We start from the raw sequence: 24,863 nt of genomic DNA on the forward strand, positions 1-24,863 counted from the left end.
CCCCCGCGGACCCAACCCGCAGACCGACCAGGAACCGCCCGTGACAACGATCACTCCCGCTTCCGGGAACCAGCCCCCGCCACACCGCCCGCTTCGCCTGGCGGGGGGTGCGCCCGGTACGCTCACCGCCGTGCCACACGCTGATCAGTCCCCAAACATCCAGAAGGGCGCTCCCGTGACCTACCCGGGACCGCCGCGGCCTGAGCAGGTCTCCGCGGCCTCACTGACGGAGCTCGCGGGCCATCTGGGCGTCGACGTCCAGGGCGACGCGGAGATCACGGGCATCACGCACGACTCCCGCGCGGTGCGCCCCGGTGACGTCTACGCCGCGCTGCCCGGCGCTCGCATGCACGGAGCCGACTTCGTCGCGCAGGCCGCCGACCTCGGCGCCGCGGCCATCCTCACCGACCCGACGGGCGCCGAACGCGCCGCGGCGACCGGTCTGCCGGTCCTCGTCGTCGACAGCCCCCGCGCCGTCATGGGCGAGCTGGCGGCCACGGTCTACGGGCGCCCGGGCCGCGACCTCCTCCAGATCGGCATCACCGGCACGTCCGGCAAGACCACGACCGCGTACCTCATCGAGGGCGGCCTCAAGGGCGTGCGGTCGACCGGGCTCATCGGCACGGTGGAGACGCGCATCGGGGACGAGCGCATCAAGTCGGAGCGCACGACCCCCGAAGCCACCGACCTCCAGGCGCTGTTCGCGGTGATGCGCGAGCGCGGCGTCGAGGCCGTCGCGATGGAGGTCTCCAGCCACGCGCTGGTGCTCGGGCGGGTGGACGGCTGCGTCTTCGACGTCGCCGTCTTCAACAACCTCAGCCCGGAGCACATGGAGTTCCACTCCGACATGGAGGACTACTTCCAGGCCAAGGCGCAGCTCTTCACCGAGCGGCGCTCGCGCCTCGGCGTGGTCAACTTCGACGACGAGTACGGGCGCCGGCTCATCACCGAGTCGGAGGTGCCCGTCACCACGTTCTCCGCCGAGGGCCACCCCGACGCCGACTGGCGCGCCGAGGACGTCGAGGTCGGACCGCTGGACTCCACGTTCGTCGCGGTCGGCCCCAAGGGCGAGCGGATCACCGCCAAGTCGCCGCTCGCGGGCCCCTTCAACGTCGCCAACACCCTCGCCGCGATCGTCTCGCTGGCCGTCGCGGGCATCGACCCGCAGCAGGCCGCCGACGGCGTCGCCGCGGTGCCGGGCGTCCCCGGCCGCCTGGAGCGCGTCGACGCGGGCCAGCCCTACCTCGCCGTCGTCGACTACGCCCACAAGACGGACGCCGTCGAATCGGTCCTGCGCGCGCTGCGCAAGGTCACCGAGGGCAAGCTGCACATCGTGCTCGGCTGCGGCGGCGACCGCGACAAGACCAAGCGGATGCCGATGGGCGCGGCCGCGGCCCGCCTCGCCGACACCGCCGTGCTCACCTCCGACAATCCCCGTGGCGAGGACCCCCTCGCGATCCTCGCCACGATGCTCGCCGGCGCCGCCGACGTGCCGGCCCACGAGCGCGGCGACGTCGCCGTCTTCGAGGACCGGGCCGCCGCGATCCGCGCGGCAGTGGTCCGCGCACGGCCGGGCGACACCGTGCTCGTCGCGGGCAAGGGCCACGAGCAGGGACAGGACATCGCCGGGGTGGTGCGTCCCTTCGACGACCGCCTCGTGCTTCGCGAAGCCATCGAGCAAACCCAGGGATGAAGTTGTGATCGCCCTCTCCCTCGCCGAGATCGCCACCGTCGTCGGCGGGCAGACGTACGACATACCGGATCCGGCCATCATGGTGACCGGACCGGTCGTCCGTGACTCCCGCGAAGTGGCGCCCGGCAGCCTCTTCGTCGCCTTCGTCGGCGAGCGCGTCGACGGCCACGACTACGCGGCCGACGTGGTCGCCGCGGGCGCGGTCGCCGTACTGGCTTCCCGCCCGGTCGGCGTGCCCGCCATCGTCGTGGACGATGTGCAGGCCGCGCTCGGCGCCCTCGCCCGCCACGTGGTGAAGCGGCTCGGCGCGACCCTCGTGGCGCTGACGGGCTCCGTCGGCAAGACCAGCTCCAAGGACCTGCTCGCGCAGGTGCTCCGGCGCAAGGCGCCCACGGTCTTCACGCCGGGATCGCTCAACAACGAGATCGGCCTGCCGCTGACCGCGCTGAGCGCCACCGACGAGACGCGCTTCCTCGTCCTGGAGATGGGGGCGCGCGGAATCGGCCATATCCGCTACCTCGCGGAACTGACGCCACCGAAGATCGGCCTCGTCCTGAACGTCGGGACCGCCCACATCGGCGAGTTCGGCGGCCGCGAGCAGATCGCGATCGCGAAGGGCGAGCTGGTCGAGGCGCTGCCCGAGGACGGGGCCGCCGTCCTCAACGCCGACGACCCGCTGGTGCGCGCCATGGCCTCGCGCACGAAGGCCCGGGTGATCCTCTTCGGAGAGGCCGACGACGCCGACGTACGTGCCGAGAATGTCCGGCTCACGGGCAACGGACAGCCTTCTTTTACGCTGCACACACCCTCCGGGTGCAGCGACGTGACCTTGCGGCTGTACGGTGAGCACCACGTGTCGAACGCGCTTGCCGCGGCCGCCGTCGCCCATGAGCTGGGCATGTCCGTGGAAGAGATCGCCCTCGCGCTCTCCGAGGCGGGCACGCTGTCCCGCTGGCGGATGGAGGTCACCGAGCGCCCGGACGGTGTGACGGTCGTCAACGACGCCTACAACGCGAACCCCGAGTCCATGCGAGCGGCGCTGCGCGCGCTCGCGGCCATGGGCAAGGGACGTCGTACGTGGGCGGTGCTCGGTCACATGGCCGAGCTCGGGGACGAGGGTCTCGCCGAGCACGACGCGGTCGGACGCCTTGCCGTCCGGCTCAACGTGAGCAAGCTCGTGGCAGTCGGGGGCAGGGAAGCGTCCTGGCTCCAACTGGGCGCATACAACGAGGGTTCGTGGGGTGAGGAGTCGGTGCACGTGTCCGACGCACAGGCGGCGATCGACCTGTTGCGCAGCGAGCTGCGCCCAGGAGACGTCGTGCTGGTGAAGGCGTCCAGGTCGGTCGGTCTCGAGAAGGTCGCCACGGCGCTGCTCGACGACGCCGCAGGGTCTTCTGAGGGGCAGGTCTCCGGCCGATGAGGCAGATCCTCTTCGCGGGTGTGATCGGGCTCTTCCTGACCCTGGTCGGAACCCCGCTGCTGATCAAGCTGCTCGCCCGCAAGGGCTACGGCCAGTTCATCCGGGACGACGGCCCGCGCGAGCACCACAGCAAGCGCGGCACGCCGACCATGGGTGGTATCGCCTTCATCCTGGCCACGCTCATCGCGTACTTCCTCACGAAGATCATCACCGGCACGGAGACGACGCTCTCCGGCCTCCTGGTGCTCTTCCTGATGGCCGGCATGGGCCTCGTGGGCTTCCTCGACGACTACATCAAGATCGTCAAGCAGCGCTCGCTCGGTCTGCGCGCCAAGGCGAAGATGGCCGGTCAGCTCATCGTGGGCATCGGCTTCGCCGTGCTCGCGCTCAACTGGCCGGACAACCGCAACCAGACCCCGGCCTCCACCAAGCTGTCGTTCGTCACGGACTTCGGCTGGTCGATCGGCCCGGTCCTGTTCGTGGTCTGGGCGCTGTTCATGATCCTCGCGATGTCGAACGGCGTGAACCTCACCGACGGTCTGGACGGCCTCGCCACCGGCGCCTCGGTGATGGTGTTCGGCGCGTACACCTTCATCGGTGTCTGGCAGTACCAGGAGTCCTGCGCCAACGCCACGACGCTGACCAACCCCCAGGCGTGTTTCGAGGTCAGGGACCCGCTCGACCTCGCGGTCGTGGCCTCCGCGCTGATGGGCGCCTGCTTCGGCTTCCTGTGGTGGAACACCTCGCCCGCCAAGATCTTCATGGGTGACACCGGTTCGCTCGCCCTCGGCGGCGCGCTCGCCGGCCTCGCGATCTGCTCCCGCACGGAGCTGCTGCTCGCGCTCCTCGGCGGCCTCTTCGTGATGATCACCATGTCGGTGGTCATCCAGGTCGGCTCGTTCAAGCTGACCGGCAAGCGCGTCTTCCGCATGGCGCCACTGCAGCACCACTTCGAACTCAAGGGGTGGTCCGAGGTCCTTGTCGTGGTCCGCTTCTGGATCATCCAGGGCATGTGCGTGATCGTCGGCCTCGGACTCTTCTACGCGGGATGGGCAGCCGAAAAGTGACCACTGGGTCCGACTGGCAGGGCAAGAACATCACCGTCGCCGGCCTCGGCGTGAGCGGCGTCAGCGCCGCCCGCGCCCTGGCCGGCCTCGGCGCGTCGGTGACCGTCGTGGACGGCGGCTCGTCGGCGGGGCACGAGGAGCGCGCCACCGCGCTGCGGGCCGACGGCATCTCCGTACGCCTGGGGGACGCGGCGACGCTGCCGCCCGGCACCGACCTGGTGGTGACCTCTCCGGGGTGGCCGCCGTCGGCGCCGCTCTTCGCGGCGGCGGCCGAGGCGGGCGTGGACGTCGTCGGCGACGTCGAGATCGCCTGGCGGCTGCGCGGCCCCGACGCCGCGCCCTGGCTCGCCGTCACGGGCACCAACGGCAAGACGACGACCACGCAGATGCTCGCCTCGATCCTGGAGGCGGAGGGCCTGCGCACGGCCGCCGTCGGCAACATCGGCACCCCGATCGTGGACGTGGTCCTGGAGGGCGACGACGCGTACGACGTGCTCGCCGTCGAGCTGTCCTCCTACCAGCTCCACTGGGCGCCCTCCCTGCGGGCCCACTCCGCGGCCGTCCTGAACCTCGCCCCCGACCACCTCGACTGGCACGGCTCCATGGAGGCCTACGCGGCCGACAAGGGCCGCGTCTACGAGGGCAACCAGGTGGCCTGCGTCTACAACGCCTACGCCACCGGCAAGCCGTCGACGGAGGACCTGGTCCGCGGGGCCGACGTCGAAGAGGGCTGCCGCGCCATCGGTTTCACGCTGAACGCGCCCGCCCCCTCGCAACTCGGCGTCGTGGACGGCATCCTCGTCGACCGCGCGTTCGTACCGGACCGCCAGAAGCAGGCCCAGGAGCTCGCCGAGATCTCCGACGTGCGCCCGCCCGCGCCGCACAACATCGCCAACGCCCTGGCCGCGGCGGCGCTCGCGCGCGCCTTCGGCGTGCGGGCCACGGCCGTCCGCGACGGGCTGCGCGCCTTCCGCCCCGACGCCCACCGGATCGAGCACGTCGCCGACGTGGCGGGCGTCGCCTACGTGGACGACTCCAAGGCCACCAACACCCACGCGGCCCAGGCCTCGTTGGCGGCGTACGAGCCGATCGTCTGGATCGCCGGCGGCCTCGCCAAGGGCGCCACCTTCGACGAGCTTGTCGAAGGCGCCGCCAAGCGGCTGCGCGGGGTCGTCCTGATCGGCGCCGACCGGGCGCTCATCCGCGAAGCCCTCGCGCGACACGCCCCCGAGGTCCCTGTCGTCGACCTCGACCGGACCGACACTGGGGCGATGTCCGAGGCGGTACGGCGGGCGGCGGAGCTCGCCGAGCCCGGGGACACCGTCCTGATGGCCCCGGCCTGCGCGTCGATGGACATGTTCACCAACTACAACAAGCGTGGGGAGGCGTTCGCGGACGCGGTCCGCGAACTCGGCTCCACGCGCGCCTGACCGGGTCCGAAGGTCCGGCGGGCGCCGGGCACATCCTTGGGAGGGAACGTGGCCAGGTCTTCCGTGCGGGTCGCCAAACGACCGGCTCCCGTACGCGCCAGAGGCGCCTCCCACCCGCCGGGCGAGAGCGGGCCGCGGCGGCTCGTCACCAGGCTCCGGCGGGCCTGGGACCGGCCGTTGACCGCGTATTACCTGATCTTCGGCAGCAGCCTGCTGATCACCGTGCTCGGTCTGGTGATGGTCTACTCGGCCTCGATGATCCAGGCGCTGCAGCTCGACCTGCCCGCGTCGTACTTCTTCCGCAAGCAGTTCGTGGCCGCCGTGCTCGGCACCGGACTGCTGCTCGTCGCGATGCGGATGCCCGTCAAGCTGCACAGGGCGCTGGCCTATCCGATACTCGCGGTGTCCGTCTTCCTGATGGTGCTCGTCCAGGTCCCCGGGATAGGGCGCAGCGTCAACGGCAACCAGAACTGGATCTACCTGGGCGGCCCCTTCCAGCTCCAGCCCAGCGAGTTCGGCAAGCTCGCCCTGGTCCTGTGGGGCGCCGATCTGCTGGCACGGAAATACGACAAACGGCTCCTGACGCAGTGGAAACACATGCTGGTGCCGCTCGTCCCGGTCGCCTTCATGCTGCTCGGCCTCATCATGCTCGGCGGCGACATGGGAACCGCGATCATTCTCACGGCGATCCTCTTCGGCCTGCTCTGGCTGGCGGGCGCGCCCACCCGGCTCTTCGCCGGCGTGCTCGGCGTCGCCGTGCTCCTCGGTGTGATCCTCATCAAGACGAGCCCCAACCGCATGGCCAGACTCGCCTGCATCGGCGCCACGGACCCCGGCCCCTCGGACCAGTGCTGGCAGGCCGTGCACGGCATCTACGCCCTGGCCTCCGGCGGATTCTTCGGTTCCGGTCTCGGCGCGAGTGTGGAAAAATGGGGTCAACTGCCGGAACCGCACACCGACTTCATCTTCGCCATCACCGGGGAGGAACTCGGCCTGGCGGGGACGCTGTCGGTGCTCGCCCTCTTCGCGGCTCTAGGCTATGCGGGTATCCGCGTGGCCGGACGCACGGAGGACCCCTTCGTCAGGTATGCCGCGGGAGGCGTGACCACCTGGATCACGGCGCAGGCCGTGATCAACGTAGGTGCGGTGCTCGGTCTGCTGCCGATCGCCGGTGTCCCGCTCCCGCTGTTCTCCTACGGGGGTTCGGCGCTGCTGCCGACCATGTTCGCCGTCGGGCTCCTCATCGCTTTCGCGCGATCGGACCCCGCTGCGAAGGCGGCCCTGGCCATGCGGCAACCTCGGGTGAGATGGAACACGATGCGACGGCGCGTCAAGGCGCGTTCGTCCGGAGAGCGGTGAATTTCGGTGCATGTCGTACTCGCCGGCGGGGGGACCGCCGGCCACATCGAGCCCGCGCTCGCCCTCGCGGACGCCCTGCGGAGGCAGGACCCCACCGTGGGCATCACGGCCCTGGGCACGGAGCGTGGACTCGAGACCCGACTCGTACCCGAGCGGGGCTACGAACTGGCGCTGATCCCGGCCGTACCCCTGCCGCGCAAGCCCACCCCTGAACTGATCACCGTCCCGGGACGGCTGCGCGGCACCATCAAGGCGGCCGAGCAGATCCTGGAGCGCACGAAGGCCGACTGCGTCGTGGGCTTCGGGGGCTACGTGGCCCTGCCGGGCTACCTGGCGGCCAAGCGGACCGGCACGCCCATCGTCGTGCACGAGGCCAACGCGCGGCCCGGCCTGGCCAACAAGATCGGTTCGCGGTACGCCCACGGGGTGGCCGTCGCCACCCCCGACAGCAAGCTGCGCAACTCCCGCTACATCGGCATCCCGCTGCGCCACACCATCGCCACGCTCGACCGGGCCCGGGTCCGCCCGGAGGCGCGCGCCGCCTTCGGCCTCGACCCCAACCTGCCGACCCTGCTCGTCTCGGGCGGCTCCCAGGGCGCCCGGCGGCTCAACGAGGTCGTCCAGCAGGTCGCGCCGGTGCTCCAGCGCGCCGGCATCCAGATCCTGCACGCGGTCGGCCCGAAGAACGAACTGCCGCAGGTGCAGCAGATGCCGGGGATGCCCCCCTACATCCCGGTACCGTACGTGGACCGGATGGACCTCGCGTACGCCGCGGCCGACATGATGCTCTGCCGCGCGGGCGCGATGACCGTCGCCGAACTCTCCGCCGTCGGGCTCCCGGCCGCCTACGTCCCGCTGCCCATCGGCAACGGCGAACAGCGGCTGAACGCCCAGCCGGTGGTCAAGGCGGGCGGCGGACTGCTCGTCGACGACGCGGAACTGACGCCCGAGTGGGTGCAGGGCAACGTCCTGCCCGTACTGGCCGACCCGCACCGGCTGTACGAGATGTCCCGCGCCGCCTCCGAGTTCGGCCGCAGGGACGCCGACGAACTGCTCGTCGGCATGGTGTACGAGGCGATTGCGTCACGCCGCAACGCGTGAGAAGGCAGGGGACCGTGGCCGGACCGACCACCGCCGAACGGCAGCAGAAGAAGTCCGGCCCGCCCCGCCCGCCGCGCGCCCGCCGCCTCCTCGTGGTCCTGTTCCTCGTCGCCCTCCTCGCGACCGGCGTCCTCTGGGTGCTCTACGGTTCGCCGTGGCTGCGCCTGGAGCGGGTGGAGGTCTCGGGCACCGAGGTGCTGACGCCGCGGCAGGTCCTCGACGCGGCGGACGCCCCCGTCGACGCCCCGCTGATTTCGGTCGACACGAGCGCTCTTGAAGAGCGGATCCGTTCGGAATTGCCCCGAATCGACTCGGTTGACGTCAGTCGGACATGGCCGCACGAAATCGGCCTCGAAGTGACGGAGCGCAAGCCGGTTCTCCTCCTCGAAAAGGGACGAAAGTTCATCGAAGTGGACGCCAAGGGGGTGCGATTCGCCACGGTCGAGCGCGCGCCCAAGGGCATCCCGAAGCTGGAATGGGCGCTCGACCGCGAGAGCGGGGCGGCGAGCCTGCGCCGGTTCGGCGCCGACCGGCTGCTGCGCGAGGCGGTCGAGGTCGCGGGCGACCTGCCGGAATCCGTCGCCCGCGACACGCGCACCGTCAAGGTCCGTTCGTACGACTCCATCTCGCTGGAGTTGAGCGGCGACCGCGTCGTCGAGTGGGGCAGCGGTGAGAAGGGGCGCGCGAAAGCCGCCACGCTCGTGGCGCTGATGAAAGCGACGCCGAAGGCCCGGCACTTCGATGTGAGTGTCCCCACCGCCCCTGCATCGGCAGCGAGTTGACGGCCGTCATCGCAGGCCAGCACCCTGATTCGGCAGCGCTACGGCTGATCACATAGGGTGAAAAGAAAAACGGGAGGTTCGGCGTGTTCGTTGAACGTGCGCCACTTGTCGACTTAGTGTCCTGTTCGGAAGAGTCCAGGGAACAGGCACACTGGTAACCCTAAACTTCAGCGTTAGGGTTCGGGTCGGCGTTCGGACCGTCCCATTCGGCATCAGTCGTCGCATCGCCCCAGAGCGAAACGGCGACACGTAACTCGAGGCGAGAGGCCTTCGACGTGGCAGCACCGCAGAACTACCTCGCAGTCATCAAAGTCATCGGTGTCGGCGGCGGTGGTGTCAATGCCATCAACCGGATGATCGAGGTCGGTCTCAAGGGCGTCGAGTTCATCGCCATCAACACCGACGCGCAAGCCCTGTTGATGAGCGACGCCGACGTCAAGCTCGACGTAGGCCGTGAACTCACGCGCGGACTCGGCGCCGGCGCCAACCCGGCCGTCGGCCGCAAGGCCGCCGAGGACCACCGCGAGGAGATCGAGGAGGTCCTCAAGGGGGCCGACATGGTCTTCGTCACCGCCGGTGAAGGCGGCGGCACCGGCACGGGCGGCGCACCCGTCGTCGCCAACATCGCGCGCTCGCTCGGCGCCCTCACCATCGGCGTGGTCACCCGGCCCTTCACCTTCGAGGGCCGCCGCCGCGCCAACCAGGCCGAGGACGGCATCGCGGAGCTGCGCGAAGAGGTCGACACCCTCATCGTCATCCCCAACGACCGGCTGCTCTCCATCTCGGACCGGCAGGTCTCCGTCCTCGACGCCTTCAAGTCGGCGGACCAGGTCCTGCTCTCCGGTGTCCAGGGCATCACCGACCTCATCACCACGCCCGGCCTGATCAACCTCGACTTCGCCGACGTCAAGTCGGTCATGTCCGAGGCCGGTTCGGCGCTCATGGGCATCGGCTCGGCCCGCGGCGACGACCGCGCGGTGGCCGCCGCGGAGATGGCGATCTCCTCGCCGCTCCTGGAGGCCTCCATCGACGGCGCGCGCGGCGTGCTGCTCTCCATCTCCGGCGGCTCCGACCTCGGTCTGTTCGAGATCAACGAGGCGGCCCAGCTGGTCAGCGAGGCAGCGCACCCCGAGGCCAACATCATCTTCGGCGCGGTCATCGACGACGCGCTCGGCGACGAGGTCCGGGTCACCGTCATCGCGGCCGGGTTCGACGGCGGGCAGCCGCCGTCCAAGCGGGACACCGTTCTCGGCTCGGCCTCCGGTCCCGCCAAGCGGGAGGAGCCGGCGCCGCCCGCGGCCGCTCCCGCCAGGCCCGCCGAACCATCCCGTCCGGCCTTCGGCGGCCTCGGCAGCGTCACCCCGCGCGACGAGCCGTCCGCCCCGGAGCCCGTGGAGACGGCGCCGTCCGCTGACACCCCGTCCGCGCCGGTGGCGCCGCCGCAGGTGCCGCCGGCCCGTCCCTACCAGGACAGCCAGGCCGAAGAGCTGGACGTCCCGGACTTCCTGAAGTGATACCGGACTTCACGAAGTGATAAGCGAGCACAGCACCACGAACGGCGCGCACTTCGCCTTCACCGACCGGTGGGGCGGGGTGAGCGCCGTTCCGTACGAGGAGCTCAATCTCGGCGGCGCGGTCGGCGACGACCCGGAGGCGGTACGCGCCAACCGCGCACTCGCCGCCACGTCCCTCGGCATCGAAGCCGGTCACGTGGTCTGGATGAACCAGGTGCACGGCCGTGACGTCGCCGTGGTCGACGGGCCCTGGGGAGACGACGCCGAGATCCCGGCCGTCGACGCGGTGGTCACCGCCCGCAGGGGCCTCGCCCTCGCCGTGCTGACCGCCGACTGCACGCCCGTCCTGCTCGCCGACCCGGTGGCGGGGGTGGCCGCGGCGGCGCACGCCGGGCGGCCCGGCATGGTGGCGGGCGTCGTTCCCGCCGCCGTCGAGGCGATGGTGGAGCTCGGCGCGGACCCGGCCCGCGTGGTCGCCCGCACCGGGCCCGCCGTCTGCGGGCGTTGCTACGAAGTCCCGGGAGCGATGCGCGCCGACGTCGCCGCCGTCGAGCCCGCGGCGTACGCCGAGACGAGTTGGGGCACGCCGGCGGTCGACGTGACCGCGGGGGTGCACGCCCAGCTCGAACGGCTCGGGGTGCACGACCGGGGGCGCTCCCCGGCGTGCACGCTGGAATCCGGTGACCACTTCTCGTACCGCCGCGACCGCACGACCGGTCGTCTGGCGGGCTATGTCTGGCTGGACTGATAGGGCATGACGGACCGTAGAAGCGAACTCGCGGCGAATCTGGCGCAGGTCGAGGAGCGCATCGCCGCGGCGTGCGCCGCGGCAGGCCGCGAGCGCGAGGAAGTGACCCTGATCGTGGTCACGAAGACCTACCCCGCGAGTGATGTGCGCATCCTCTCGGAACTGGGCGTGCGCCATGTCGCGGAGAACCGCGACCAGGACGCGGCGCCCAAGGCCGCGCAGTGCGCGGACCTGCCACTCACCTGGCACTTCGTGGGCCAGTTGCAGACCAATAAGGTACGTTCTGTGGTCGGTTATGCCGATCTGGTGCAGTCCGTTGACCGCCTCAAGCTGGTCACTGCCCTCTCGGCGGCCGCTGTTCGCGCGGAGCGTGAGATCGGCTGCCTGATCCAGGTGGCGCTCGACGCCGAGGAGCACGGCCGCGGTGAGCGCGGGGGCGTCGGGGCCGGTGGCATCGAGGAGTTGGCCGCGGCCGTGGCCGGTGCGCCGGGGCTGCGTCTCGACGGTCTGATGACCGTCGCGCCGCTCACCGGGCCCTACGCCGGGCGGCAGCAGGCGGCGTTCGAGCGGCTGGGGGAATTGGCAACCGTCATGCGCGCGACTCATCCGGCTGCGAACATGGTGTCGGCAGGGATGAGTGCGGACCTCGAACAGGCCGTAGCGGCGGGAGCGACACATGTACGCGTCGGTACGGCGGTACTCGGAGTCCGACCCGGGCTCGGGTAACGTCGCCAAGAAGTCGGACCACAGCAGAAAATATGGTCATTCCCGCTGATCCGGCGGGGATACCTCGTGGATCGCGGGCAGTTGGTGACGACAGCCGATCCACCACAGAGCGGAGGACTCAGAGCATGGCCGGCGCGATGCGCAAGATGGCGGTCTACCTCGGCCTCGTGGAGGACGATGGGTACGACGGTCCGGGGTTCGACCCCGATGACGAGTTCGAGCCCGAGCCGGAGCCCGAGCGGGAGCGCAGGCGGCACGACCCGCCGCGTCAGCCGCATCAGCCCCAACGGGACGAATCGGTACGAGTGGTGCAGCCCCCCGCCCCTCGTGAACCGGCGGCCCATTCCACTTCACTCGCCGCGGAATCGGGACGTCCGGCACGAATCGCCCCCGTGGCATCCATCACACCTGAACGCCAGAGCCTGGAGAAGAACGCACCGGTGATCATGCCCAAGGTCGTGTCCGAGCGGGAGCCCTACCGCATCACCACGCTGCACCCTCGGACGTACAACGAGGCCCGTACCATCGGGGAACACTTCCGCGAGGGCACTCCGGTGATCATGAACTTGACCGAGATGGACGACACGGACGCGAAGCGACTTGTCGACTTTGCCGCCGGTCTCGTCTTCGGTCTCCATGGCAGCATTGAACGCGTGACGCAGAAGGTGTTCCTGTTGTCGCCTGCTAACGTCGATGTAACGGCGGAGGACAAGGCTCGCATCGCAGAGGGCGGGTTCTTCAACCAGAGCTGAGGCACAGTGGTCCCAGTGGTTGCCGCAGACGCAGTACCGGAACGACGAAGCACGAGTTGGCAGGGGAGAGGGAAACGCGGACATGAGCGTGTTCTTGCAGGTGCTCTACATCGCGCTGATGTGCTTCCTCATCGTGCTGATCTTCCGGTTGGTCATGGACTACGTCTTCCAGTTCGCCCGCTCATGGCAACCCGGTAAGGCGATGGTGGTCGTTCTGGAGGCCACCTACACTGTCACTGATCCACCGCTCAAGCTTCTGCGGCGGTTCATTCCGCCGCTGCGTCTCGGGGGCGTGGCGCTCGACCTGTCCTTCTTCGTACTGATGATCATCGTCTACATCCTGATCTCCGTCGTGAGGCAGCTGTGAGCTCGATGTCAGCTACGTTCTTGCCGAATGCCGACGACTACGTTGAGGTGAAGAGATGCCGTTGACCCCCGAGGACGTGCGGAACAAGCAGTTCACGACCGTCCGCCTCCGAGAAGGCTATGACGAGGACGAGGTCGATGCCTTCCTCGACGAGGTCGAAGCCGAACTGACCCGCCTGCTCCGCGAGAACGAGGACCTGCGCGCCAAGCTGGCCGCGGCCACCCGTGCCGCCGCTCAGAACCAGCAGCAGGGCGGAATGCGCAAGGGTCCCGACGGGCCGCCGCAGGACCAGCGAGGTCCCGCCGGCGCCCCGGTGCCCGCCGCTATATCGGGTCCGCAGCCGGTCCCGCCGCAGCAGCAGATGGGTGGCCCCATGGGCGGCCCGCCTCAGCTGCCCGGCGGCGCACCGCAGCTGCCCGCAGGTCCGAGCGGTCACGGCCCCCAGGGCGGTCCGCAGGGTCCCGGTCCGATGGGCCAGGGTCCGATGGGTGGCCCCATGGGTGGTCCCATGGGCGGCCACGGTGGTCCTCCGCAGATGCCGCAGCCCGGTCAGGGCCCCGGTGGCGACAGCGCCGCCCGGGTGCTCTCCCTGGCGCAGCAGACCGCCGACCAGGCGATCGCGGAGGCCCGCTCCGAGGCCAACAAGATCGTCGGCGAGGCGCGCTCGCGTGCCGAGGGTCTCGAGCGTGACGCCCGTGCCAAGGCCGACGCCCTGGAGCGGGACGCGCAGGAGAAGCACCGCGTCGCGATGGGCTCCCTGGAGTCCGCCCGCGCCACGCTGGAGCGCAAGGTCGAGGACCTGCGCGGCTTCGAGCGCGAGTACCGCACGCGTCTGAAGTCCTACCTGGAGTCGCAGCTCCGTCAGCTGGAGACCCAGGCCGACGACTCGCTGGCCCCGCCGCGCACTCCGGCCACCGCCTCGCTGCCGCCGTCCCCGGCGCCGTCGATGGCTCCGGCCGGCGCGGGTGCCCCGTCCTACGGCGGCAACCAGTCCATGGGCGGCAACCAGGGCGCCGGCGGCCCGTCGTACGGCGGCCAGCAGCAGATGTCCCCGGCGATGACCCAGCCGATGGCGCCGGTGCGGCCGCAGGGCCAGCAGCCGATGCAGCAGGCTCCGTCGCCGATGCGTGGCTTCCTCATCGACGAGGACGACAACTGACGGGCGATCCCACGCCGTAGAGGCGTCGGCAGCGTTCAGGGCCGGGCCCCCAGATCTCTGGGGGCCCGGCCCTTTTGCGCGTGCGGGCTGCCGGGCGCGGGCGGCTGCCCGGCGTCCCGGGCCGGCCACGCGACAGGCCCGGTCCCGCGGGACCGGGCCTGTCGTGCGAGCGCTTACGCCTTGCGGAGGCGGAAGGTCAGCTTCAGGGAGTCATCCGTGAACGGCTGTCCGAACGTCTCGTCCGCCTCGCCCTGGGCGAAGTCGGTCGCGAGGACCTCGTCCGCGATCAGCTCGGCGTGCTCGGACAGCGCCGTGAGCACCGCCGGGTCCGTCGAGGTCCAGCGCAGGGCGATGCGGTCCGCGACGTCGAGGCCGCTGTTCTTGCGGGCCTCCTGGATCAGGCGGATCGCGTCACGGGCCAGTCCCGCCCGGCGCAGCTCCTCGGTGATCTCCAGGTCGAGCGCGACCGTGGCCCCGGAGTCGGACGCCACGGACCAGCCCTCGCGCGGGGTCTCCGTGATGATCACCTCGTCCGGGGCGAGCGTCACCGTCTCGCCGTCGACCTCTACCGAGGCGGCGCCCTCGCGCAGCGCCAGGGAGAGCGCGGCGGCGTCGGCCTCGGCCACGGCCTTGGCGACCGCTTGGACGCCCTTGCCGAACCGCTTGCCGAGCGCCCGGAAGTTGGCCTTCGCGGTGGTGTCGACCAGGGAGCCGCCCACCTCGGAGAGCGACGCCAGGGAGGAGACGTTCAGCTCCTCGGTGATCTGGGCGCGCAGCTCCGGGCCCAGCGAGTCGAAGCCGGAGGCCGCCACCAGCGCGCGGGACAGCGGCTGGCGCGTCTTGACGCCCGACTCCGCACGCGTGGCACGGCCGAGCTCCACCAGGCGGCGCACGAGGACCATCTGCTTCGAGAGCTCCGGGTCGATCGCCGACAGGTCGGCCTCGGGCCAGGAGGACAGGTGGACCGACTCCGGCGCGTCCGGGGTGACCGGCACGACCAGGTCCTGCCAGACACGCTCGGTGATGAACGGTGTCAGCGGGGCCATCAGGCGCGTGACCGTCTCGACGACCTCGTGCAGGGTGCGCAGGGCCGCCTTGTCGCCCTGCCAGAAGCGGCGGCGCGAGCGGCGCACGTACCAGTTGGAGAGGTTGTCCACGAAGACGGACAGGAGCTTGCCCGCGCGCTGGGTGTCGTAGCCCTCAAGGGCCTGGGTGACCTGGTCGGTGAGCGCGTGCAGTTCGCTGAGCAGCCAGCGGTCCAGGAGCGGGCGGTCGGCGGGCGCCGGGTCGGCGTCGCCGGGGGCCCACTTCGACGTACGGGCGTACAGCGCCTGGAAGGCGACCGTGTTCCAGTACGTCAGGAGCGTCTTGCGGACGACCTCCTGGATGGTGCCGTGGCCCACGCGGCGGGCCGCCCACGGGGAGCCGCCGGCCGCCATGAACCAGCGGACCGCGTCGGCGCCGTGCTGGTCCATGAGCGGGATCGGCTGGAGGATGTTGCCCAGGTGCTTGGACATCTTGCGGCCGTCCTCGGCGAGGATGTGGCCGAGGCAGACCACGTTCTCGTAGGACGACTCGTCGAAGACCAGGGTGCCGACGGCCATCATCGTGTAGAACCAGCCGCGCGTCTGGTCGATGGCCTCGGAGATGAACTGCGCCGGGTACCGGCTCTCGAACAGCTCCTTGTTCTTGTACGGGTAGCCCCACTGGGCGAACGGCATCGAACCCGAGTCGTACCAGGCGTCGATGACCTCGGGCACGCGCGTGGCCGTCGATCCGCAGCCCTCCTGCGGGCAGGCGAAGGTGATCGCGTCGATGAACGGGCGGTGCGGGTCGAGTGCGGACTGGTCGGCGCCCGTCAGCTCGGTAAGCTCCGCGCGCGAGCCGACGCAGGTCAGGTGGGACTCCTCGCAGCGCCAGATGGGCAGCGGGGTGCCCCAGTAGCGGTTGCGGGACAGGGCCCAGTCGACGTTGTTGGTCAGCCAGTCGCCGAAGCGGCCGTGCTTGACCGAGTCGGGGAACCAGTTGGTCTTCTCGTTCTCCTCCAGGAGGCGGTCCTTGATGGCCGTGGTGCGGATGTACCAGGACGGCTGCGCGTAGTAGAGCAGGGCCGTGTGGCAGCGCCAGCAGTGCGGGTAGCTGTGCTCGTACGCGATGTGCTGGAAGAGCAGGCCGCGTTCGTCCAGGTCCTTGGTGAGCGCCTCGTCGGCCTTCTTGAAGAAGACGCCGCCCACGAGGGGGATGTCCTCCTCGAAGGTGCCGTCGGGACGCACCGGGTTGACGACGGGCAGACCGTACGACCGGCAGACCTTGAGGTCGTCCTCACCGAAGGCGGGGGACTGGTGGACCAGACCGGTGCCGTCCTCCGTCGTCACGTACTCGGCGTTCACGACGTAGTGCGCCGGAGCCGGGAACTCGACGAGGTCGAAGGGACGTTGGTAGGTCCAGCGCTCCATCTCGGCGCCGGTGAAGGTCTCGCCGGTCACCGTCCACTCCTCGCCGAGGGCCTTCTCGGCGAGCGGCTGGGCCACGACCAGCTTCTCCGTGCCATCCGTCGCGACGACGTACGTGACGTCGGGGTGCGCGGCGACGGCGGTGTTCGAGACCAGGGTCCAGGGGGTCGTCGTCCAGACCAGGAGGGCGGCTTCGCCCGCGAGGGGCCCGGAGGTGAGGGGGAAGCGGACGTAGACGGAAGGGTCCACGACCGTTTCGTAGCCCTGGGCCAGCTCGTGGTCGGACAGGCCCGTGCCGCAGCGCGGGCACCAGGGGGCGACGCGGTGGTCCTGGACGAGCAGGTCCTTGTCGAAGATCTCCTTCAGGGACCACCACACCGACTCGACGTACTCGGGGTCCATCGTGCGGTACGCGTCGTCGAGGTCGACCCAGTAGCCCATGCGGGTCGTCAGCTCGGCGAAGGCGTCGGTGTGCCGGGTCACGGACTCGCGGCACTTGGCGTTGAACGCGGCGATGCCGTACGCCTCGATGTCCTTCTTGCCGTTGAACCCGAGCTCCTTCTCGACCGCGAGCTCCACGGGGAGGCCGTGGCAGTCCCAGCCGGCCTTGCGGGCGACGTGATAGCCCCGCATGGTGCGGAAGCGCGGGAAGACGTCCTTGAAGACGCGGGCCTCGATGTGGTGGGCGCCCGGCATGCCGTTGGCGGTGGGCGGGCCCTCGTAGAACACCCACTCGGGGCGGCCCTCGGACTGGTCGAGGCTCTTGGCGAAGATCTTCTGCTCGCGCCAGAAGTCGAGCACGGCGTGCTCGAGGGCGGGCAGGTCGACCTGGGCGGGCACCTGGCGGTACTGCGGCGGCGTGTTCAACGAGTCCTCCGGCGGATGTGCTGCCTTCCGTCGGAGGGACGAGAGCCGTGTGCGCCTCGTGCGGCGCGCTCCCGCGGTACCACCCTCCTTGGCCCTCCGGCACGGGGTCCGTGCCGGTGAGCCCCCTCATTGGGGTCGCGAAACCGGGTCTACTGGCCTGACGCTGTGGCGCTTCGGCGTTCTTCCGGCGGCTCCGGGGTGATCTTCACGTCGCGCCGGCCCCCGGGCTCGCACCGTCCCCGGGTCGCTCATGGCTGCGTACGCCGCTACTCGTCCCCATCCACGCTTCTCGCTGCCGCCCAGTGTACGGCTCTCCGGGAGGCGTGGCCGACCGGTTTTCCGGAAGCCGTGCGGGGCGCGGGGGCCGTGGCGCCGGGTGACCCGAATGGCGACATGCGGGGCGAGGTGATCGCCGCGGGCGCCCGGCGGCGGATTACCCGCCGGAGAGCTGGGCACAACGCTTGCAGACTCGCCGCGCGGGAGCCGCGGGGCGGGCGGATCGGGCGGCGTGCCCCGTTGCCGCGGGCCTGGAGTCGATTTATCGTCCCAGCACGATTCGCGTGCAAGATCACAATATGTGAAGGGGCCGCGGCCATGGTGGCGAAGAAGACCGCCGTACAGCAGTCGGCGTCCGGCAGATCCACCGCGGGCGACGGGGCGCCGCGCGGGTCCGCGCACGGGGGTGCGGGCGAGAGGTCCGCGTCCGCCCCGGCCGAGGAGGCGGCGGCCGAGGAGACCCCCGCGAAGAAGACGGCCACCAAGGCGGCGGCGAAGAAGGCCCCGGCCAAGAAGGCGGCGGCCAAGGAGACCGCGGCGAAGAAGACGGCCGCCAAGAAGGTGGCGGCAAAGAAGACGGCCGCCAAGAAGACGGCCGCCAAGAAGGCCCCCGCCAAGAAGGCGGCGGCCAGGGAAGCGGGCGCCACGGCGGAGGCCGGGGAAGCGGAGGCCGAGGAGGCGGCGAGGGAAGCGGCCTGGGAAGCCGCCCTCCGCGAGGCGGGAAGCGGGGACGCCGACGGGAAGCCGGGCCCCGTGAAGAAGGCGGACGTCGAGAGGGGCGCCCCGGAGCCGGACACGGCCGGGCAGGGCGCGGGCAGGACACGTGAGGCCGGGCCGAGCCCGGAGAAGTCGGCCGCGTCCGCGGCCGAAGGTGCGGCTGAGGCCGCGGAGACGACGGGAGCCGCGACAGTGGTTGCGAAGAAGACTCCGGGCACGGCGACCGCGGCGAAGAAGCCGACGGCGGTCCCCAAGGCGCGTGCCGCCGCGGCGGAACCCGGCGAGCTCGCGGTCCGTCCGGGCGAGGACCCGTGGACCCCGGAAGAGGTCGAGGAGGCGCGCGCGGGGCTGCAGAGCGAGACCCTGCGGCTGACCAGCGAGATCGCGTCCTCGGAGACGGCGCTTGCGGGCCTGATGCGGGACTCGGGCGACGGGGCGGGCGACGACGAGGCGGACACCGGCACGAAGAACATCACGCGCGAGCACGAGATGGCGCTGGCCGCCAACGCGCGCGAGATGCTGGAGCAGACCGAGCGCGCCATGGAACGGCTCGACGCGGGCACGTACGGACTCTGCGAGAACTGCGGCAACCCCATCGGCAAGGCGCGCATGCAGGCCTTCCCGCGCGCGACCCTGTGCGTGGAGTGCAAGCAGAAGCAGGAACGGCGCTCCTGAGCGCGGCCTTGACGCCTGCGCCCGTACGCGTGTGCCGTACCCTCGTCCCCAGTCAGGTACCTAACGGTTGAGGGACTCACGTGGCAGAGGCGGAGCGCATCATCGGTACGCCGGACATCTCCGAGGCGTCCGGGCCCGAGCCGGAGCGGTCCGGCCCGGACGCGGACGAGACGGCGGCGGGCGCCTCCGGCGACGCCGAGGCCCGGGAGCCGGGCGAGGGCTCGGGCGAGGACCGCCCCGCGGCCAGGGGCAGGCGCAGGATCGCCGTGCTCTTCGCCGTGGCCGTCGTCGCGTACGCCCTCGACCTGATCAGCAAGATGATCGTGGTGGCGAAGCTGGAGCACCACGAGCCGATCGACGTCTTCGGCGAGTGGCTGCGCTTCAACGCCATCCGCAACGCGGGCGCGGCCTTCGGCTTCGGCGAGGCCTTCACGATCATCTTCACGTGCATCGCCGCGGGCGTCATCGTGGTGATCGCCCGGCTCGCCCGCAAGCTGTACAGCCTGCCCTGGGCGATCGCGCTCGGCCTGCTGCTCGGCGGGGCGCTCGGCAACCTCACCGACCGGATCTTCCGCTCACCCGGCGTGTTCGAGGGCGCGGTGGTGGACTTCATCGCCCCCAAGGGCTTCGCGGTGTTCAACCTCGCGGACTCGGCGATCGTCTGCGGCGGCATCCTGATCGTGCTGCTCTCCTTCCGCGGACTCGACCCGGACGGCACCGTCCACAAGGACTGACGGCGCCGTTCGCGAGGGCTGAGGCCCCCGGCGCGGCCCAGCGGCGGGCCCGCCGCCAAGGCCTGCGGTGCGGGAGTGCCGGTGGGCTCCTGCATACTCAATGGGTGAGCACGATTCCCGAGATCCGTACCCTGCCCGTGCCGGACGGCCTGGAGGGCGAGCGCGTAGACGCCGCCATCTCGCGCATGTTCGGTTTCTCCCGCACGAAGGCCGCCGAGCTCGCCGCGGCGGGGAAGGTCTCGGTCGACGGCTCGGTGGTCGGGAAGTCCGAGCGGGTGCACGGCGGCGCCTGGCTGGAAGTGGAGATGCCGCAGGCGGCCGCGCCGGTGCAGATCGTGGCCGAGCCCGTCGAGGGCATGGAGATCGTGCATGACGACGACGACATCGTCGTGATCGTCAAGCCGGTCGGCGTGGCCGCGCACCCGAGCCCCGGCTGGACCGGGACGACCGTGATCGGCGGCCTCGCCGCCGCGGGGTACCGCGTCTCGACCTCCGGCGCCGCCGAGCGCCAGGGCATCGTGCACCGCCTCGACGTGGGCACCTCCGGCCTGATGGTCGTCGCCAAGTCCGAGCGCGCGTACACGTCGCTGAAGCGCCAGTTCAAGGAGCGCACGGTCGACAAGCGGTACAACGCGCTGGTGCAGGGCCACCCCGACCCCATGAGCGGCACCATCGACGCCCCCATCGGCCGCCACCCGAACCACGACTACAAGTGGGCGGTCACGGCCGAGGGCAAGCCCTCCGTGACGCACTACGACCTCATCGAGGCCTTCCGCGCCGCCTCCCTGCTCGACATCAAGCTGGAGACGGGCCGCACCCACCAGATCCGCGTCCACATGTCGGCGCACCGCCACCCCTGCGTCGGCGACCTGACGTACGGCGCGGACCCCACGCTCGCCAAGCGGCTCGGCCTCACCCGCCAGTGGCTGCACGCCGTCCGGCTCGGCTTCGAGCACCCGGGCGACGGCCGGTGGGCCGAGTTCGAGAGCAGCTACCCCGACGACCTCCAGCAGGCCCTCGACCGGGTGCGGGCGGAGAGCTCGTGAGCGAGGTGACGGTCCGCGTCGCCGAGGGCCCCGACGACCTGGAGGCCTGCTTCGCGGTCCGCAAGGAGGTCTTCGTGGTCGAGCAGCAGGTCCCCCAGGACCTGGAGTACGACGCATACGACGCCGGCGCGGTCCACGTCCTCGCCGTGCGCGACGACGGCACGCCGCTCGGCACGGGCCGCCTCCTGACCGGCGCCGCCGCTGCCGCCAAGAACGGCGGGGAGCGCGGCATCGGGGCGCTCGGCCGGCTCGCGGTGCGCCGGACCGCGCGCGGGCTCGGCGTCGGCGCGCGGCTGGTCGCGGCCATCGAGGACGCGGCACGCGCGCGTGGCCTGACGGCGGTGGACCTGCACGCCCAGACCCACGCCCTGGGTTTCTACGAACGTCTGGGGTACGAGGTGTACGGCCCGGTCTTCCCCGACGCGGGCATCCCGCACCGGGCGATGCGCAAGCCGCTGGTCTAGGGGGCCGAGGCTCCCGAACGCGGGCCGTCGGCGCGTGGGGGGAAACGGGGGGCATTGATCCGGTTCGCGGGCGCCGCGTGGCAGGGTTGAGGTCCTGATCGTCCCTGTTACGAACCGCCGGAGGGCGCACCGTGGACCAGCTGGCGCTGCTGCTCATCTTGTTGCTGGGTGCCGTCGTCAGCGTGCCCCTCGGGGACCGGCTGGGGCTGCCCGCGCCGGTCCTGATGACGCTGGCGGGCATCGGCATGGCCCTGCTGCCGTTCGTGCCCAACGTGGAGATCCCGCCGGACTACATTCTGCCGCTGGTGCTGCCGCCGCTGCTCTACGCCGCCGTGCAGCGCACCTCCTGGCGGCAGTTCGCGGCCAACCGGAGGCCCATCTTCCTGCTCGCCGTGGCGCTGGTGTTCGTGACGACCGCCGTGGTCGCCGCGGTGGCCAGCGCCGTCGTGCCCGGCCTGCCGATCGCCGCGGCCGTCGCGCTCGGGGCGCTCGTCGCACCGCCCGACCCGGTCGCCGCGACCGCCGTGGCGGGCTCGCTCGGGCTGCCCCGCAGGCTCGTGTCGATCCTGGAGGGCGAGGGCCTCTTCAACGACGTGACGGCGATCGTCCTCTACCACGTGGCGATCGCGGCGGCGGTGAGCGGCACCTTCTCCTGGCCGTCCGCCGTGGGCCAGCTCGTGCTGTCCGCCGTGGTCGCCGTACTGGTGGGGCTCGTCCTCGGCTGGATCACCAACAAGGTCATGGGGCTGCTCGGCGACGCCACGCTGCAGACCGGGCTGTCCCTGCTCGTGCCGTTCGTCAGCTACGTCCTCGCCGAGGAACTGCTCGGCTCCGGTGTCCTCGCCGTCCTGACCACCGCGCTCTACCTCGCCGAGCACGCCGCCGACGCCGACGACGTGCTCGGCCGCATCACCGGCCAGACCTTCTGGCAGATCGTCGACACCCTGGTGACCGGCGCCGCCTTCGGCCTCATCGGCCTGGAACTGCACAACGTCTTCGGCGTCGCGAGCGGCCGTGAGTGGGAGATGGCCGGCTGGGGCGCGGCGATCGTGGGCGTCGTCGTCGGCGTACGGCTGCTGTGGCTGCTGCCCGCGACGTGGCTCGCCAAGCGGCTGCACAAACGCAGGGACATCGACGAGGAGATCCCGACGACCTGGCGCGAGACCGTCGTGATGTGGTGGGCCGGCATGCGCGGCGTGGCGTCCGTGGCCCTGGCGCTCGCCATTCCGCTCACGACGGACGACGGCGCTCCCTTCCCGGCCCGCGACGAGATCGTCTTCATCGCGTTCTGCGTCATCATGGCGACCCTCGTCGCGCAGGGCCTCACGCTTCCGCTGCTGGTCAAGAAGCTCGGGGTGCGCGCCGACGGCGACGTGGAGCGGGAGATCGAGCGTGACCTCGCGCTGCGCGCCGCCCGCGCCGCCAAGCGCCGCCTCAAGGAGATCGAGGAGGTCGAGGAGCTGCCCGAGGACGTCTCGGAGCGGCTGCAGCGCGGCGCCTTCGACATCGGGGCCAGGATCAGCCCCGACATAATCGACGACGAGCGGCGCGAGCGGTACGCCAAGCGCGCGGACCGCATCAAGGCCGTGCAGCGCATCCAGCGCGAGATGATGTCGGCCGCCCGCCACGAGGTCCTCGCGGCGCGCAGCGAGCCCGGCGCCGACCCCGAGGTCGTGGACCGGGTGCTGCACCACCTGGACGTGCGCAGTCTGCGCTGAGGCGTGGACCGCGGGCGGCGGGGGCGGTCAGCCGCGGCCCGTGCGCGGCGCCTGCTCGTAGAAGGAGCGCGGGCCGTGGCCGTTGTCGGAGGGCCTCGCGCCCGGTGACGGCTCGGCGAAGGCCGTGGTGACCCGCGGCAGCGCGTAGGGGTGGTGCGCGGTCAGCCACTGGATGAGCTGCTCGCGCACCGTGACCCGCACCGTCCAGATGTCGTCGGCGTCCTTCGCGGTGACGAGGGCGCGTACCTGCATCGTGGTCGGCGTGGTGTCCGTCACGGCGAGGCCCCAGTCGCGGCCGTCCCAGGCCGCGCAGTCCCGCAGGATGTCCCTGAGCTTCTCGCGCATCTGGTGGACCGGCGCCGAGTGGTCCAGGTGGAAGAAGACGGTGCCGGTCATCTGCGCGCCACCGCGCGACCAGTTCTCGAAGGGCTTCGAGGTGAAGTACGACACGGGCATCGTGATCCGGCGCTCGTCCCAGGTGCGCACGGCGAGGAAGGTCAGGGTGATCTCCTCGACGGTGCCCCACTCGCCGTCCACGACGACGGTGTCGCCTATGCGCACCATGTCGCCGAAGGCGATCTGCAGGCCGGCGAAGAGGTTGCCGAGGGTGGACTGGGCGGCGACACCGGCGACGATGCCGATGATGCCCGCCGAGGCGAGGAGCGAGGTGCCCGCCGCCTTCATCGCGGGGAAGGTCAGCAGCATCGCGCCGACGGCCACGGTCCCGACGATGGCCGCGACCACGCGCTGGATGAGTGTGACCTGCGTGCGCACCCGGCGGACCCGGGCGGGGTCGCGGTGGGCCGCCGCGTAACGGGCGTACGAGGACTCGACGACCGCGGCGGAGATGCGTATCACCAGCCAGGCGGCGGAGCCGATGAGGACGAGGGTCAGGATCTGGCCCACGGCCTTCGAGTTCTGCCGGGTGAGATCGGCCTGGTCGTAGGAGCCGCGCAGCAGGGCGGTGCACAGGGTGAGGTGGAGGGGCACGCGGCAGCGGCGCAGCAGCCCCCAGAGCGGGGTTTCGTGATGCCGTTCGTCGGCTCGGCGCAACAGCACGTCGGCCAGCCAGCCGACGACCACCGTGAGCACGACCGAGCCGCCGATCACGATCAACGGACGCAGTACGTTCTCCATGCCTTCGAGGGTAGGGGCACCGACGCGAAGCCTGGCCCGGGAGGGGGGTCGTCCCGGATGGCACGATGGCCTCATGAACATCATGCTTTTCCACTCGACGTACGGCCTGCGGCCCGCCGTGCACGAGGCCGCCGACCGGCTGCGCGCCGCGGGCCACGAGGTGTGGACCCCCGATCTGTTCGAGGGCCGCACGTTCGACGACGTCGAGACGGGAAGGGCGTACAGCGCGGAGGTCGGCAAGGACGAGCTCCTGAAGAGGGCGATCCTCGCCGCCGCGCCCTACTCCGAGCGCGGACTCGTCTACGCGGGCTTCTCCCTCGGCGCCGCGACCGCGCAGACCCTGGCGCTCGGGGACGCCAAAGCGCGCGGCCTGCTCCTGCTGCACGGCACCTCCGACATCGCGGAGAACGCCTCGGTGGACGACCTGCCGGTGCAGCTGCACGTGGCGGAGCCCGACCCGTTCGAGACCGACGACTGGCTGAGCGCCTGGTACCTGCGGATGGGCAGGGCCGGAGCCGACGTGGAGGTCTACCGCTACGCCGGCGCCGGGCACCTCTACACCGACCCCGGCCTGGACGACTACGACGCCCAGGCCGCGGAGGTGACGTGGCGCACGGCGCTCGGCTTCCTGGAGACGCTCTGACCGCTCCCCGGGAGC

21 protein-coding genes are annotated in these 24,863 nt (G+C 71.2%); 19 read left to right on the forward strand and 2 right to left on the reverse strand.

Going from position 1 to position 24,863, the window contains the following annotated elements:
- The first annotated feature begins 40 nt into the window (after positions 1 to 40).
- The 13 genes from DCW30_RS32610 to DCW30_RS32675 all read left to right on the forward strand — a co-directional run bounded on the left by DCW30_RS32610 (position 41) and on the right by DCW30_RS32675 (position 14,118).
- Positions 41 to 1,693, forward strand: a complete 1,653-nt coding sequence (locus tag DCW30_RS32610) for a UDP-N-acetylmuramoyl-L-alanyl-D-glutamate--2,6-diaminopimelate ligase (RefSeq protein ID WP_076686734.1) — start codon at positions 41 to 43, stop codon at positions 1,691 to 1,693.
- Positions 1,694 to 1,697: 4 nt separating this feature from the next.
- Positions 1,698 to 3,113: a UDP-N-acetylmuramoyl-tripeptide--D-alanyl-D-alanine ligase gene (locus DCW30_RS32615; protein WP_062781161.1), complete on the forward strand. Its 1,416-nt coding sequence runs from the start codon at positions 1,698 to 1,700 to the stop codon at positions 3,111 to 3,113.
- Complete coding sequence (gene mraY, locus DCW30_RS32620) at positions 3,110 to 4,180, forward strand: phospho-N-acetylmuramoyl-pentapeptide-transferase (RefSeq protein ID WP_030783859.1); 1,071 nt, start codon at positions 3,110 to 3,112, stop codon at positions 4,178 to 4,180. Before DCW30_RS32615 ends, mraY begins: the two co-directional genes overlap by 4 nt.
- Positions 4,162 to 5,610, forward strand: coding sequence for a UDP-N-acetylmuramoyl-L-alanine--D-glutamate ligase (gene murD / locus DCW30_RS32625; RefSeq protein WP_076686735.1), 1,449 nt, complete (start codon positions 4,162 to 4,164; stop codon positions 5,608 to 5,610). Before mraY ends, murD begins: the two co-directional genes overlap by 19 nt.
- Positions 5,611 to 5,658: 48 nt before the next feature.
- Positions 5,659 to 6,969 carry a putative lipid II flippase FtsW gene (gene ftsW, locus DCW30_RS32630; protein WP_062781168.1) on the forward strand — a complete coding sequence of 437 codons (1,311 nt, stop codon included), beginning with the start codon at positions 5,659 to 5,661 and terminating at the stop codon, positions 6,967 to 6,969.
- A gap of 6 nt (positions 6,970 to 6,975) precedes the next feature.
- The gene (gene murG, locus DCW30_RS32635) at positions 6,976 to 8,070 is read left to right on the forward strand and encodes an undecaprenyldiphospho-muramoylpentapeptide beta-N-acetylglucosaminyltransferase (RefSeq protein WP_055565236.1); all 1,095 of its coding nucleotides are present in this window, start codon (positions 6,976 to 6,978) and stop codon (positions 8,068 to 8,070) included.
- 14 nt (positions 8,071 to 8,084) lie between these two features.
- The gene (locus DCW30_RS32640; RefSeq protein WP_076686736.1) at positions 8,085 to 8,852 is read left to right on the forward strand and encodes a cell division protein FtsQ/DivIB; all 768 of its coding nucleotides are present in this window, start codon (positions 8,085 to 8,087) and stop codon (positions 8,850 to 8,852) included.
- 275 nt (positions 8,853 to 9,127) lie between these two features.
- On the forward strand, positions 9,128 to 10,366 hold the full coding sequence (ftsZ, locus tag DCW30_RS32650) for a cell division protein FtsZ (protein ID WP_076686737.1): 1,239 nt from the start codon (positions 9,128 to 9,130) through the stop codon (positions 10,364 to 10,366).
- 16 nt (positions 10,367 to 10,382) lie between these two features.
- Entirely contained in the window at positions 10,383 to 11,114 is a 732-nt protein-coding gene (gene pgeF, locus DCW30_RS32655; protein ID WP_076686738.1) for a peptidoglycan editing factor PgeF, read from the forward strand.
- Positions 11,115 to 11,120: 6 nt separating this feature from the next.
- Positions 11,121 to 11,840, forward strand: coding sequence for a YggS family pyridoxal phosphate-dependent enzyme (locus DCW30_RS32660; RefSeq protein ID WP_076686739.1), 720 nt, complete (start codon positions 11,121 to 11,123; stop codon positions 11,838 to 11,840).
- A gap of 125 nt (positions 11,841 to 11,965) precedes the next feature.
- Positions 11,966 to 12,592 carry a cell division protein SepF gene (locus DCW30_RS32665; RefSeq protein ID WP_062781178.1) on the forward strand — a complete coding sequence of 209 codons (627 nt, stop codon included), beginning with the start codon at positions 11,966 to 11,968 and terminating at the stop codon, positions 12,590 to 12,592.
- An 82-nt stretch (positions 12,593 to 12,674) separates the two neighbouring features.
- On the forward strand, positions 12,675 to 12,959 hold the full coding sequence (locus tag DCW30_RS32670; RefSeq protein ID WP_062781180.1) for a YggT family protein: 285 nt from the start codon (positions 12,675 to 12,677) through the stop codon (positions 12,957 to 12,959).
- Positions 12,960 to 13,014: 55 nt separating this feature from the next.
- Positions 13,015 to 14,118 carry a DivIVA domain-containing protein gene (locus DCW30_RS32675; RefSeq protein WP_062781183.1) on the forward strand — a complete coding sequence of 368 codons (1,104 nt, stop codon included), beginning with the start codon at positions 13,015 to 13,017 and terminating at the stop codon, positions 14,116 to 14,118.
- A 173-nt stretch (positions 14,119 to 14,291) separates the two neighbouring features.
- Here the strand turns inward: DCW30_RS32675 and ileS are convergent, their stop codons facing one another.
- Entirely contained in the window at positions 14,292 to 17,438 is a 3,147-nt protein-coding gene (gene ileS, locus DCW30_RS32680; RefSeq protein ID WP_198502391.1) for an isoleucine--tRNA ligase, read from the reverse strand.
- Positions 17,439 to 18,032: 594 nt separating this feature from the next.
- Between ileS and DCW30_RS32685 the strand changes: the two genes are divergently transcribed.
- From DCW30_RS32685 to DCW30_RS32705, 5 genes are all read left to right on the forward strand, one after another.
- Entirely contained in the window at positions 18,033 to 19,106 is a 1,074-nt protein-coding gene (locus DCW30_RS32685; protein ID WP_076686740.1) for a TraR/DksA family transcriptional regulator, read from the forward strand.
- A gap of 80 nt (positions 19,107 to 19,186) precedes the next feature.
- Positions 19,187 to 19,840: a signal peptidase II gene (gene lspA, locus DCW30_RS32690; RefSeq protein ID WP_076686741.1), complete on the forward strand. Its 654-nt coding sequence runs from the start codon at positions 19,187 to 19,189 to the stop codon at positions 19,838 to 19,840.
- 104 nt (positions 19,841 to 19,944) lie between these two features.
- Positions 19,945 to 20,886: an RluA family pseudouridine synthase gene (locus DCW30_RS32695; protein ID WP_062781189.1), complete on the forward strand. Its 942-nt coding sequence runs from the start codon at positions 19,945 to 19,947 to the stop codon at positions 20,884 to 20,886.
- On the forward strand, positions 20,883 to 21,350 hold the full coding sequence (locus DCW30_RS32700; protein WP_076686742.1) for a GNAT family N-acetyltransferase: 468 nt from the start codon (positions 20,883 to 20,885) through the stop codon (positions 21,348 to 21,350). Before DCW30_RS32695 ends, DCW30_RS32700 begins: the two co-directional genes overlap by 4 nt.
- Positions 21,351 to 21,481: 131 nt before the next feature.
- Positions 21,482 to 23,068, forward strand: coding sequence for a Na+/H+ antiporter (locus DCW30_RS32705; RefSeq protein ID WP_062781193.1), 1,587 nt, complete (start codon positions 21,482 to 21,484; stop codon positions 23,066 to 23,068).
- Between the two features lie 27 nt (positions 23,069 to 23,095).
- On the opposite strand, the gene DCW30_RS32710 is transcribed toward DCW30_RS32705, so the two are convergent.
- The gene (locus DCW30_RS32710; protein ID WP_076686743.1) at positions 23,096 to 24,205 is read right to left on the reverse strand and encodes a mechanosensitive ion channel family protein; all 1,110 of its coding nucleotides are present in this window, start codon (positions 24,203 to 24,205) and stop codon (positions 23,096 to 23,098) included.
- 73 nt (positions 24,206 to 24,278) lie between these two features.
- On the opposite strand from DCW30_RS32710, the gene DCW30_RS32715 reads away from it, so the two are divergent.
- A complete protein-coding gene (locus tag DCW30_RS32715; protein ID WP_076686744.1) occupies positions 24,279 to 24,848 on the forward strand; it encodes a dienelactone hydrolase family protein in 570 nt (189 codons plus the stop codon).
- Positions 24,849 to 24,863: the final 15 nt, after the last annotated feature.

The sequence above is a fragment of the Streptomyces alfalfae genome, from assembly GCF_004127445.1.
GTDB classification, from domain to species: Bacteria; Actinomycetota; Actinomycetes; order Streptomycetales; family Streptomycetaceae; genus Streptomyces; species Streptomyces alfalfae.

Excerpts from the sequence above, each read along its gene's own strand:
- DCW30_RS32715 (WP_076686744.1), top strand. The coding sequence starts at position 24,279 with ATGAACATCATGCTTTTCCACTCGACGTACGGCCTGCGGCCCGCCGTG.
- DCW30_RS32685 (WP_076686740.1), top strand. The coding sequence starts at position 18,033 with ATGGTGGCGAAGAAGACCGCCGTACAGCAGTCGGCGTCCGGCAGATCC.
- DCW30_RS32670 (WP_062781180.1), top strand. The coding sequence starts at position 12,675 with ATGAGCGTGTTCTTGCAGGTGCTCTACATCGCGCTGATGTGCTTCCTC.
- DCW30_RS32675 (WP_062781183.1), top strand. The coding sequence starts at position 13,015 with ATGCCGTTGACCCCCGAGGACGTGCGGAACAAGCAGTTCACGACCGTC.
- DCW30_RS32660 (WP_076686739.1), top strand. The coding sequence starts at position 11,121 with ATGACGGACCGTAGAAGCGAACTCGCGGCGAATCTGGCGCAGGTCGAG.
- murD (WP_076686735.1), top strand. The coding sequence starts at position 4,162 with ATGGGCAGCCGAAAAGTGACCACTGGGTCCGACTGGCAGGGCAAGAAC.
- DCW30_RS32665 (WP_062781178.1), top strand. The coding sequence starts at position 11,966 with ATGGCCGGCGCGATGCGCAAGATGGCGGTCTACCTCGGCCTCGTGGAG.
- DCW30_RS32710 (WP_076686743.1), bottom strand. The coding sequence starts at position 24,205 with ATGGAGAACGTACTGCGTCCGTTGATCGTGATCGGCGGCTCGGTCGTG.
- mraY (WP_030783859.1), top strand. The coding sequence starts at position 3,110 with ATGAGGCAGATCCTCTTCGCGGGTGTGATCGGGCTCTTCCTGACCCTG.